The 13,590-nt window shown below is 45.0% G+C and carries 3 protein-coding genes; 1 reads left to right on the forward strand and 2 read right to left on the reverse strand.

The genetic code is table 11. The annotated features are described in order from the left end of the window. Positions 1-2 precede the first annotated feature (2 nt). Positions 3-11,087 (reverse strand): gliding motility-associated C-terminal domain-containing protein, encoded by an 11,085-nt coding sequence (locus Q2U82_RS01050; RefSeq protein WP_410005922.1) that lies wholly within the window; start codon positions 11,085-11,087, stop codon positions 3-5. A 482-nt stretch (positions 11,088-11,569) separates the two neighbouring features. Here Q2U82_RS01050 and Q2U82_RS01055 point away from each other — a divergent pair, with 482 nt between their 5' ends. Continuing rightward, positions 11,570-13,168, forward strand: a complete 1,599-nt coding sequence (locus tag Q2U82_RS01055) for a peptide chain release factor 3 (protein WP_410005923.1) — start codon at positions 11,570-11,572, stop codon at positions 13,166-13,168. 77 nt (positions 13,169-13,245) lie between these two features. On the opposite strand, the gene Q2U82_RS01060 is transcribed toward Q2U82_RS01055, so the two are convergent. Beyond that, positions 13,246-13,566, reverse strand: a complete 321-nt coding sequence (locus Q2U82_RS01060; RefSeq protein ID WP_410005924.1) for a DUF3467 domain-containing protein — start codon at positions 13,564-13,566, stop codon at positions 13,246-13,248. Between the last annotated feature and the right edge of the window lie 24 nt (positions 13,567-13,590).

The raw sequence follows: 13,590 nt of genomic DNA on the forward strand, positions 1-13,590 counted from the left end.
TTCTATCTGTTAATGTATAAATATCCGTTATAGCTTTCCTTACCAGGATTTTCACCTTTGAAAGTTAAAATATAGAAATATGTGCCGGTTGGTAAATTCTTATCCTCTTGAACAGTTACGCGTCCTTCAGAAGTACCGTCAAAAGTGTTTATTCTATCGTCATCACCTTGTCCGTATCCGTCAGTTTCATATACTAGAACTCCCCATCGGTTATAGATTTTCACATTATTGTTTGGATAGTTGTGAATTCCTTTAATCCAGAAGAAATCGTTCATATTATCTCCGTTAGGTGTTATACCGTTATATATTTCAAAGCTAGCGCCCAACACCTCTGGTAATATTACGGTAACTTCTGCATCGGCAGTTACTTCCGTACCGTCTATATCTACCCCTGTTGCTGTGGCAAGGTTTACTACTTCACCATTATCAATATCCTGTTGGGTTATTGCATAGATAGCCGTAAATGTTGTACTATCTGTTTCACCTGGCTGCAATACTGCTATTGGACCTCCAAGTAATTCAATACCTGGCAAAAGATCTGCAATCGTTATGTTATATAGAGTAACATTTCCAGTATTAGTTACAGCGAATGCGAAGGATATTGTTTCTCCAACATCTGATGCACCATCCTCATTCTCATCGTTGAACTCACCAGTTTTCACTAAGGATATTGATGGGTTGTTCTGGCAAAGAACAGTAATGGTTGGATCATTTTCAAGATAACTGTTATCGTCAGATTGATCAGAAACCATATCACCATTTGGTGCAATACCGTCAGCAGTAGCCTGATTTTCAATAAATCCTGTGTCAACATCAGTCTGTGTAACTGTATAAACCGCAGTGAACGTTGCGCCATCTTCTTGACCAGCAGTAAGGCTGATTGGCCCTCCAACAACAGCAATCAATGGGTCGGTTACTATTACATTGGTCAATGCAACATTACCTGTATTTTTAACACTGAAGCTGTACAAAATTGTTTCTCCTAAATCTGCACATCCGTTACCGTTCTCATCAGCTGGAACACCTACTTTTATTAAAGCAATAGCAGGGTTTTGGCAAAGTTGGGTAATAGTTGGATCATCTTCCAATTCACTGTTGTCATCAGATAGGTCGCTTACGGTAGTTCCAGAAGCATCGGCGCCTGTAACAGTAGCTTGGTTTTCAACAAATCCAGCATCAATATCAGTTTGTGTGATAATGTATGTTGCCGTGAACGTTGTTCCGTCAGAAGCACCAGGTGCCAATGTTATTGGACCTCCATTTACTGTTACCAATGGATCTGTAATTGTTATGTTTGATAATGTAACATTACCAAGGTTGAATACCGTGAAGCTATAAGTTATAGTTTCATCAACATCTGCACAACCGTTTCCGTTTGTATCATCAACAACTCCAGTTTTGATAAGAGCTATTTTTGGATTTTGGCATAGTTCAATTACAGTTGGATCATTCTCAAGTACGCTGCTTTCATCTGAAAGATCACTCACTACCGTTGCATTTGGCGCAGTACCTTCCGCAGTGGCTTGGTTTGTTACTTGTCCTGCATCTATATCACCTTGTGTTATAGTATAGGTTCCAGTATATGTCCATATTTCAGTTACATCCAATTTGCCATCTCCATTGGTATCCCCGGTTGGACCAGTAATGGTAGCGATCAATGGATCAGTTACGGTTACGTTGCTCAAGCTCACGTTGCCTTCATTTGTTACAGTGAAAGTATAGCTGATGGTTTCGTCAACATCTGTACAATCGTTTTGGTTCTCATCATTCAAGATTCCTGTTTTCACGATTGCAATAACTGGATTCTGACACAACTCTATTATTGTTGGGTCGTCTTCAAGTACACTACTTTCATCGGAAAGGTCGCTTACTACAGTTGCATCTGGTGCAGTACCTTCAGCGGTAGCTTGGTTAATTACCTCGCCCGCATCAATATCTTCTTGAGTTATTACATAGTTTCCAGAGTATATCCAAGTTTCGGTTACATCAAGTTCGCCATCGCCGTCAGTATCGCCGGTTGGACCGTTGATTGTAGCAATCATTGGATCGGTTACTGATACGTTGCTCAAGCTCACGTTTCCTTCGTTGGTTACTGTGAAAGTATAAGTTATTGTCTCGTCAACATCAGAGCAGTTGTTTTGGTTCTCGTCGTTGAAGATTCCTGTTTTCACAATTGCGATAACTGGATTCTGACACAACTCAATAACTGTTGGATCATCTTCAAGTACACTGCTTTCATCTGAAAGGTCAGTAACTAAATTACCCATAGGGTCTTGTCCTTTTACAGTTGCTTGGTTTATTACTTCGCCTGCATCTATATCTTCTTGTGTAATAGCGTAATTTCCTGTGAAAATCCAAGTTTCAGTTACATCAAGTTGCCCATCGCCATCGGTATCTCCAGTTGGACCTGTGATTATCGAAATTAATGGATCAGTAACTTCAACAAAACTTAAACTCACATTTCCTTCGTTGGTCACCGTGAAAGTATAAGTGATTGTCTCGTCAACATCAGAACAGTTGTTTTGGTTCTCATCGTTGAAGATTCCAGTTTTCACTATTGCAATAGCTGGGTTTTGACACAACTCTGTTATAGTTGGATCATCTTCTAATACGCTATTGTCATCTGATAGGTCATTTACCACAGTAGCGTCTGGTGCAGTACCTTCAGCTGTAGCTTGGTTCTTCACAAATCCAAGATCTATATCATTCTGAGTAATTGCATATGTTCCTGTATAAACCCAAGTTTCTGTAACATCAAGTTCTCCGTCGCCATCTGTATCACCAGTTGGACCGGTAATGATAGCGATCAACGGATCGGTTACGATTACGCTGCTCAAGCTCACGTTGCCTTCATTAGTTACTGTGAAGGTATAAGTGATTGTTTCATCAACATCAGAACAATCGTTTTGGTTCTCATCGTTGAACAAACCTGTCTTAATAATTGCGATGGCTGGGTTCTGGCATAGCTCGATAACCGTTGCGTCGTCATTGTCAATCTGGGTTCCGGAAAGATCCTGTACATCATCTCCAGTTGGTGGCGTTCCAACAGCCGTAGCCTGGTTGGTAACACTACCCGTGTCAATATCATCCTGTGTGATGGTATAGGACGTAGCGGTGTAGATCCAAGTCTCGGTTACATCCAGTTTACCGTCGCCATCGGTATCACCTCCCTGGAACACGATGTCCACTATTGGGTTCGGTGCCTGTAACAGTGGGTCGGTAACCGTGATGTTTGATAGGCTCACGTTACCTTGGTTGGTAACTGTGAACGTATAGGTAATGGTGTCTATTCCCGCATCGGCACACTGGTTGCCGTCTACATCGTTGAATACGCCAGTTTTTACAATTGCGATGGCTGGGTTCTGGCATAGCTCGATTACCGTTGCGTCGTCATTGTCAATCTGGGTTCCGGAAAGATCCTGTACATCGTCTCCTACCGGTGGAGTTCCAACAGCCGTAGCCTGGTTGGTAACACTACCCGTGTCAATATCATCCTGTGTGATGGTATAGGACGTAGCGGTGTAGATCCAAGTCTCTGCTACATCCAGTTTACCGTCGCCATCGGTATCACCTCCCTGGAACACGATGTCCACTATTGGGTTCGGTGCCTGTAACAATGGGTCGGTAACCGTGATGTTTGATAGGCTCACGTTACCCTGGTTGGTAACTGTGAATGTATAAGTTATCGTATCAATTCCCGCATCGGCACACTGGTTGCCGTCTACATCGTTGAATACGCCAGTTTTTACAATTGCGATGGCTGGGTTCTGGCATAGCTCGATAACCGTTGCGTCGTCATTGTCAATCTGGGTTCCGGATAGATCCTGTACATCATCTCCTACCGGTGGCGTTCCAACAGCCGTAGCCTGGTTGGTAACACTACCAGTATCGATATCATCCTGTGTGATGGTATAGGACGTAGCGGTGTAGATCCAAGTCTCGGTTACATCCAGTTTACCGTCGCCATCGGTATCACCGCCCTGGAACACGATGTCCACTATTGGGTTCGGTGCCTGTAACAATGGGTCGGTAACCGTGATGTTTGATAGGCTCACGTTACCCTGGTTGGTAACTGTGAACGTATAGGTAATGGTGTCTATTCCCGCATCGGCACACTGGTTGTCGTCTACATCGTTGAATACGCCAGTTTTTACAATGGCGATAGCTGGGTTCTGGCATAGCTCGATAACCGTTGCGTCGTCATTGTCAATCTGGGTTCCAGATAGATCCTGTACATCATCTCCAGTTGGTGGTGTCCCAACAGCCGTAGCCTGGTTGGTAACACTACCCGTGTCAATATCATCCTGTGTGATGGTATAGGAAGTAGCGGTGTAGATCCAAGTCTCTGCTACATCCAGTTTACCGTCGCCATCGGTATCACCTCCCTGGAACACGATGTCCACTATTGGGTTCGGTGCCTGTAACAATGGGTCGGTAACCGTGATGTTTGATAGGCTCACGTTACCCTGGTTGGTAACTGTGAATGTATAAGTTATCGTATCGATTCCCGCATCGGCACACTGGTTGCCGTCTACATCGTTGAATACGCCAGTTTTTACAATAGCGATGGCAGCGTTCTGGCAGATAACAACAACTGTCTCTCCGTCCAACGTAGTAGAGGTTGGGTGGGAGTCGTCCGTTACCGGTGTATCTAATGGGTTCATTGCAAGACCGTTAACCGTAGCTTGGTTGGTAACCTCGCCAGCGTCAACATCGGCCTGCGTTATCGTATAGGTTGCGGTGTATTCCCAAACTTCCTCTAGACCAAGGATGCCGTCCGTGCCAGTATCCCCAGTCGGGCCGGTAATAACCGACAGACCAACCAATGGGTCGGTAACAACTACATTGTCTATGGACAGGTTGCCCTCGTTGGTTACCCTAAAGGTATAAGTGATAACATCACCTTCCTCTAGTTCAACACAGCCATTGTTGCCCGGAACCTGGTCGCTCTCCTTAACGATCGCGATGGCAGCGTTCTGGCAGATAACAACAACTGTCTCTCCGTCCAACGTAGTAGAGGTTGGGTGGGAGTCGTCCGTTACCGGTGTATCTGATGGGTTCATTGCAAGCCCGTTAACAGTAGCTTGATTGGTAACCTCGCCAGCGTCAACATCGGCCTGCGTTACCGTATAGGTTGCGGTGTATTCCCAAACTTCCTCTAGACCAAGGATGCCGTCCGTGCCAGTATCCCCAGTCGGGCCGGTAATAACCGACAGACCAACCAATGGATCGGTAACAACTACATTGTCTATGGACAGGTTGCCCTCGTTGGTTACCCTAAAGGTATAAGTGATAACATCACCTTCCTCTAGTTCAACACAGCCATTGTTGCCCGGAACCTGGTCGCTCTCCTTAACGATCGCGATGGCAGCGTTCTGGCAGATAACAACAACTGTCTCTCCGTCCAACGTAGTAGAGGTTGGGTGGGAGTCGTCCGTTACCGGTGTATCTGATGGGTTCATTGCAAGCCCGTTAACAGTAGCTTGGTTGGTAACCTCGCCAGCGTCAACATCGGTCTGCGTTACCGTATAGGTTGCGGTGTATTCCCAAACTTCCTCTAGACCAAGGATGCCGTCCGTGCCAGTATCCCCAGTCGGGCCGGTAATAACCGATAGACCAACCAATGGATCGGTAACAACTACATTGTCTATGGACAGGTTGCCCTCGTTGGTTACCCTAAAGGTATAAGTGATAACATCACCTTCCTCTAGTTCAACACAGCCATTGTTGCCCGGAACCTGGTCGCTCTCCTTAACGATCGCAATGGCAGCGTTCTGGCAGATTAGCACAGTAACTGTATTACTTATCGCGGTATCAATAGCACCCAAAACTGAGTTACCATTTACTTCTGCAGTATTTACAACAGAACCAGCGTCTATATCATTTTGAGTTATTACATAAGTTGCATTAAACGTCCAAACTTCACCAACATTCAAAATGCCATCCCCATTATCATCTCCATTCATCAATACTATTTGAACAACTGGGTTTGGAGCTAAAAACAGTGGATCTGTTATTACAACATCAGTAATATCTACATCACCTTCATTGGTTACCACAAATACATAATCTATGGTATTTCCAACTTCAAAATTAATACAATTTCCTGTTGCGCTTGTGCTCGATTTTACAATCGACATTTCAGCATTTTGACAAAGGTTAACCGTAACCGTATCAGCATCTGATACTGGATAAGGATTTCCTGAAGTTTGAACTAATCCATTTACAGTTGCTGTGTTTTGAACTTGTCCATTTGTTATGTCAGTCTGTGTTACTGTATAAACAGCAGTATAAATCCATTCCTCACCTTCTTCAAGTATATCGTCGCCATCATCTCCAGATACATATATAATTGGAACTACTGGATTCGGAGCTTCCAACAATGGGTCTGTTAAAACTACATTATAAACAGATGGGTAGCCTACTGGGATTGAAATCTTAAATGTATAAGTAATAGTTCCATCTACAGCAATTGGTGTACAATCCTGAGGGTTATTTGGACTTGCTGTTTTCACTAACTGAATACCACAATTATTTAAAGTCAAGGTAACTGGTGTACGAGTTGGACTTATACAACCTGTTGAATCATTAACTGCTTCTGCATAATATGTTTTTGAACCTATAGTATTCCAAGTTGGGGAAACAACATTTCCCCCGACTGCTAAATCATACCACACAACTGATAATCCTCCAGGCACTGAAGCAGTTGCTGTTAAAGTTTGTATTGGATCTCCTGCACATTCAGTTATGTCTCCTCCACTTATTGGTGCATTTACTTCTAATGGCTGACCAACAGTTATTGTTTCCACAAGTATACATCCGTTAGCATCGGTTATAGTAACTGTATAATCTCCTGCTGCCAATCCAGTGATGTCTTCAGTAACAGCTCCATTACTCCAAAGAAAAGTATACCCTGGTGTACCCCCAAATACTGTAAGATCAATTTCTCCAGTTTGATTTCCATAGCAATCCACATTAACTACTTCACTAGCTTGTGATAAAGCTGCTGATGGCTGACTGATTATTACTTCAGCCGTGGCGGTACATCCGTTGGCATCGGTGACCGTAACGCTGTATGTCCCGGCAGATAGGCCCGTAATGGTCGCCGTGGTCGCACCGTTGCTCCATAGGTATGTGATAGGCGCAACGCCGCCGCCGGTGATCGTTACCGTCGCAGTTCCATCATTATCATCATAACAGCCAACATCCGTTCCAGTCGCACTTGCTGTGAACGGGGCCGCAGCTGCCACTGTGTAGCTCGCCGTGGCGGTACATCCGTTGGCATCGGTCGCCGTAACACTATATGTCCCGGCAGATAGGCCCGTAATGGTCGCAGTGGTCGCACCGTTGCTCCATAGGTATGTGATAGGCGCAACACCGCCGCCGGTGATCGTTACCGTCGCAGTTCCGTCATTGGACTGGTTGCCGTCGCTCGCGCAGGCCACATCCGTTCCGGTCGCGCTTGCTGTGAACGGGGCCGCAGCTGCCACTGTGTAGCTCGCCGTGGCGGTACATCCGTTGGCATCGGTCGCCGTAACACTATATGTCCCGGCAGATAGGCCCGTAATGGTCGCAGTGGTCGCACCGTTGCTCCATAGGTATGTGATAGGCGCAACGCCGCCGCCGGTGATCGTTACCGTCGCAGTTCCATCATTGGACTGGTTGCCGTCGCTCGCGCAGGCCACATCCGTTCCGGTCGCGCTTGCTGTGAACGGGGCCGCAGCTGCCACTGTGTAGCTCGCCGTGGCGGTACATCCGTTGGCATCGGTGACCGTAACGCTGTATGTCCCGGCAGATAGGCCCGTAATGGTCGCCGTGGTCGCACCGTTGCTCCATAGGTATGTGATAGGCGCCACTCCGCCGCCGGTGATCGTTACCGTCGCAGTTCCGTCATTGGACTGGTTGCCGTCGCTCGCGCAGGCCACATCCGTTCCGGTCGCGCTTGCTGTGAACGGGGCCGCAGCTGCCACTGTGTAGCTCGCCGTGGCGGTACATCCGTTGGCATCGGTCGCCGTAACGTTGTATGTTCCGGCAGATAGGCCCGTAATGGTCGCAGTGGTCGCACCGTTGCTCCATAGGTATGTGATAGGTGCAACGCCGCCGCCGGTGATCGTTACCGTCGCAGTTCCGTCATTGGACTGGTTGCCGTCGCTCGCGCAGGCCACATCCGTTCCGGTCGCGCTTGCTGTGAACGGGGCCGCAGCTGCCACTGTGTAGCTCGCCGTGGCGGTACATCCGTTGGCATCGGTCGCCGTAACACTATATGTCCCGGCAGATAGGCCCGTAATGGTCGCAGTGGTCGCACCGTTGCTCCATAGGTATGTGATAGGCGCAACGCCGCCGCCGGTGATCGTTACCGTCGCAGTTCCATCATTGGACTGGTTGCCGTCGCTCGCGCAGGCCACATCCGTTCCGGTCGCGCTTGCTGTGAACGGGGCCGCAGCTGCCACTGTGTAGCTCGCCGTGGCGGTACATCCGTTGGCATCGGTCGCCGTAACGTTGTATGTTCCGGCAGATAGGCCCGTAATGGTCGCCGTGGTCGCACCGTTGCTCCATAGGTATGTGATAGGCGCAACGCCGCCGCCGGTGATCGTTACCGTCGCAGTTCCGTCATTGGACTGGTTGCCGTCGCTCGCGCAGGCCACATCCGTTCCGGTCGCGCTTGCTGTGAACGGGGCCGCAGCTGCCACTGTGTAGCTCGCCGTGGCGGTACATCCGTTGGCATCGGTCGCCGTAACGTTGTATGTTCCGGCAGATAGGCCCGTAATGGTCGCAGTGGTCGCACCGTTGCTCCATAGGTATGTGATAGGCGCCACTCCGCCGCCGGTGATCGTTACCGTCGCAGTTCCGTCATTGGACTGGTTGCCGTCGCTCGCGCAGGCCACATCCGTTCCGGTCGCGCTTGCTGTGAACGGGGCCGCAGCTGCCACTGTGTAGCTCGCCGTGGCGGTACATCCGTTGGCATCGGTCGCCGTAACACTATATGTCCCGGCAGATAGGCCCGTAATGGTCGCAGTGGTCGCACCGTTGCTCCATAGGTATGTGATAGGCGCAACGCCGCCGCCGGTGATCGTTACCGTCGCAGTTCCATCATTGGACTGGTTGCCGTCGCTCGCGCAGGCCACATCCGTTCCGGTCGCGCTTGCTGTGAACGGGGCCGCAGCTGCCACTGTGTAGCTCGCCGTGGCGGTACATCCGTTGGCATCGGTGACCGTAACGCTGTATGTCCCGGCAGATAGGCCCGTAATGGTCGCCGTGGTCGCACCGTTGCTCCATAGGTATGTGATAGGCGCAACGCCGCCGCCGGTGATCGTTACCGTCGCAGTTCCGTCATTGGACTGGTTGCCGTCGCTCGCGCAGGCCACATCCGTTCCGGTCGCGCTTGCTGTGAACGGGGCCGCAGCTGCCACTGTGTAGCTCGCCGTGGCGGTACATCCGTTGGCATCGGTCGCCGTAACGTTGTATGTTCCGGCAGATAGGCCCGTAATGGTCGCAGTGGTCGCACCGTTGCTCCATAGGTATGTGATAGGTGCAACGCCGCCGCCGGTGATCGTTACCGTCGCAGTTCCGTCATTGGACTGGTTGCCGTCGCTCGCGCAGGCCACATCCGTTCCGGTCGCGCTTGCGATCATTTGATTAGCTTGTGTAATTACAACAGTTTCCTGAGTTTCACAAGTCCCATCATTAATCGTTACATTATAAGTACCAGCCGTTAGACCAGATTGATCTTGTGAGTTTGGGTTTAATCCACTCCCGTCGTTGGTAGTCCATAAATATGTATATGAAGATGATCCACCTGTAACAGATAAATCAATAGATCCATTATTCCCGCCAAAACAAGTTACATTTTGTTGTGTATAACTTGAATCTAAGTCTGTATTTGTTAGAGTAAGTTTTCTTGATGGTGAAGTACAGCCCAAAGTTTCGTTAAGATAAAAAGCATACCAAACACCAGGTGTAGTTACCGTAGGGTTATTACCTAATGGAAAACTTAAATCTGAATTAGGAGACCATTTTAAGGTAGCACCCGTTGGAGTAGTTGAAGTTACAAAAGTATCAAGTTGCACTTGTGTTGGTGCACAATACGTTTTTTCAGTTAAAGAAAGTACAGGGGCATTTGCATAACCCTCTACCGATAATCTCAAACCGTCAACTAAAACAACTGATCGTCCTGGATTTCCAGTTTTATAGAAAACTTCAACAGAAGTAGCGCTTGGACCAGATTTAAAAGTTATACATCTATTTTCCCAGTACGGATTAATTTCTGTCCAACCTCCAGGATTTTGATTTCCTCCGTTTCCGCTTGTAGCAGTTGACAATCTTGCTGGGAAATCATTTGTTGTATGTTGAACTAAATTTGCGTGGGTATAAGTAAGTGGATCGCCACCAGGTAATTGAACAGCTCCATTTCTAACTCCAAATTGTAAGTTTGGGCTGTATTCAATTATCGACCCACCAGTATTATTATTTATATTTACGGTATTATAACGAGGAATTACTGCAATCTCAAAACAAACCGTATATGTTGTATTTGGAAGAACAGTTAAAGTTTGACGAATAGCTTCATTTTGATATGAAAATATAGCAAACCCGCCACCATCAAAATTTGATTGCTCAATGATAGCTGGATATCTAGTATTTGAATTAGTATCAGAGTAAGATATATATTGTCCTTCAGACCAGTCTACAGTTCCATCGTCGTTCCAACAGGTATATCTTGCATCAGCTTGATATTGACCATTGACACCACCATAGGCTGTACGAAAAGTACCGCCGCTAACATCGGCTTTTTCAAAAGAACCACATGTTATTAAATTACAAGCCCCTATAATATTGCCCTTACTACTGTTATTAAAAGCTTCGGCTTTGGATTTTGATCGAAAAGTTGCATTATTCTCTGCTGCTTTTTTATCTAAAGCAGCATTATATTGATCCAAATACTGTTGAGTATAAGGTAATATCACTTCTTCTCCATCAACAGAACCTCTTACTTGAGAATATCCTTGGCTACTCAAGCAAGCTATTAAAATGAGACCTATTAAAAACCTCTTATCAGAAGTAAATAATTTAGTAATTATTTTAAACATAAGTTAGAATTTTATTAGTACCGATATTTTTAAACAATGCAATAATTGAACATTTCATCTCAATTAATGTCCAAATATACAGTGGAATAAGTGGTAAGAAAATACCAACAAACAAGTATTAGTTGAACTGTAAAAAATAGTCGGCAAACGACATAAAACGAATAAAAACGTGGGGTTTTTTGTAGGAAAAAGATATACGTGTTAGTACGTATATTCTTTAAATATGCGGCTTTTGAAGTGTAAACTAGTAAGAAAAAAAACTGCTTTATAATATATTGCCTGTTATATTTTTTCAAAACAAACAAGTAACTACAGCCTTAAAGCTATAATTTCTAAATTTTCCATAAAAAGTCAAAGTGTAGGAAGAAAGGTTCTTTTAATATCTATAGTAATTTATTAAAAAATCACCAATATTATAATCAACTACCGTTTAAAACTACATTAACAAACTTTATCTTTGCACCCAAAATAATGAAAAACAAATGTCTTTATCAAAAGAAATAAAACGCAGAAGAACTTTTGGAATCATTAGTCACCCTGATGCCGGTAAAACCACTTTAACGGAAAAACTATTGCTCTTCGGAGGTGCTATTCAAGAGGCCGGCGCGGTAAAAAGCAACAAAATCAAGAAAGGCGCAACTAGTGACTTTATGGAAATAGAACGCCAACGTGGAATTTCCGTCTCAACTTCCGTTTTAGCTTTTGAATATGAAGGGATAAAAATCAATATTCTCGACACACCAGGTCACAAGGATTTTGCCGAAGATACGTTCAGAACACTTACAGCGGTAGATAGTGTTATCGTTGTAATTGACGTAGCAAAAGGGGTTGAAGAACAGACTGAGAAATTAGTTGAAGTTTGCCGCATGCGAAACATCCCAATGATTGTTTTCATTAATAAGATGGACCGCGAAGGTAAAGACGCTTTTGAACTGCTTGACGAAATTGAACAGAAACTCAATCTTCGCGTTACCCCTTTAAGTTTCCCAATCGGGATGGGTTATGATTTTAAAGGAATCTATAATGTGTGGGAAAAAAACGTAAATCTTTTTAGTGGAGATAGCAGAAAAAACATTGAGGAAACCATAGAGATTGAAGACATTCAAAGTCCAGAACTTGAAAAATTGGTAGGAGACAAAGCTGCTAAAACACTTCGAGAGGAACTTGAATTGGTTTATGAAGTTTACCCAGATTTTGACCGTGAAGAATATTTGGAAGGAAAACTGCAACCTGTTTTTTTCGGTTCAGCATTGAATAATTTTGGCGTACGTGAACTATTGGATTGTTTTGTTGAAATTGCTCCTACTCCACGCCCAAAGGAAAGTAGTACACGTTTGGTAAAACCCGATGAAAAAGAATTCTCAGGTTTCGTTTTTAAAATTCACGCGAATATGGATCCCAAACACCGTGACCGATTGGCTTTTGTGAAAATTGTATCGGGAACTTTTGAACGGAATTCACCTTATTTACATGTTCGTCAAGGAAAAAAACTGAAATTTAGTAGCCCCAATGCTTTCTTTGCCGAAAAGAAACAGATTGTTGACATTTCCTATCCTGGCGATATTGTTGGTCTTCACGACACAGGAAATTTTAAGATTGGCGATACACTTACCGAAGGCGAAGAAATGCAGTACAAAGGCATTCCAAGCTTTTCACCAGAACACTTTAAATACATCAACAATGCAGATCCCATGAAGAGCAAACAGCTTGAAAAGGGCATCGACCAATTGATGGATGAAGGTGTGGCGCAGCTTTTCACTTTGGAACTGAATAACAGGAAAGTCATTGGGACTGTTGGTGCACTGCAGTTTGAAGTAATCCAATACCGACTGGAACACGAATATGGAGCCAAATGTAGCTATGAAAACCTGAATGTTCACAAAGCCTGTTGGGTAGAAGCAAAAGATCCAAAAAGTGAAGAGTTCGCAGACTTTAAAAGAGTGAAAGCGAAATTTTTAGCGAAAGACAAACGCGGCCAATTAGTATTCTTTGCAGATTCAGCTTTTACGCTACAAATGACACAGTCAAAATATCCAAATGTGAAATTGCATTTTGTGAGTGAGTTTGAAAAGGCCAAATAAAGGCTTTATGCAAAAAACTCATAATTCATAACTCATAACTAAATAAAAAAAATCCAGCTAAAAAGCTGGATTTTTTGTTATGCTTCGCCCGTTGGGCCAAAGTTTAAAGGGATTGGCGGTTGCTCGTAATCCTTTATTTCGCCGTGGGCATTTTCAAATCGTTTAACGTTATCACCCAATGCTTTTAGGAATCTTTTTGCGTGTTGTGGAGTAAGAATAATTCTTGACTTTACTTTACTTTTCGGTATTCCGGGCATAATGGTAACAAAATCCACAACAAATTCAGAAACTGAATGATTAATGATGGCAAGGTTACTATAAATGCCCTGTGCCACGCTTTCGTCCAATTCAATGTTTATCTGTCCTTGTTTGGGTTGCTCTTTTTTTTGATCTGCCATATTTTGATTTACGATATATGATTT

Source organism: Aequorivita nionensis (assembly GCF_046352995.1).
Lineage (GTDB): Bacteria > Bacteroidota > Bacteroidia > Flavobacteriales > Flavobacteriaceae > Aequorivita > Aequorivita nionensis.

Coding starts and splice junctions, on each gene's coding strand:
- Q2U82_RS01050 (WP_410005922.1), bottom strand. CDS start 11,087: ATGTTTAAAATAATTACTAAATTATTTACTTCTGATAAGAGGTTTTTA.
- Q2U82_RS01055 (WP_410005923.1), top strand. CDS start 11,570: ATGTCTTTATCAAAAGAAATAAAACGCAGAAGAACTTTTGGAATCATT.
- Q2U82_RS01060 (WP_410005924.1), bottom strand. CDS start 13,566: ATGGCAGATCAAAAAAAAGAGCAACCCAAACAAGGACAGATAAACATT.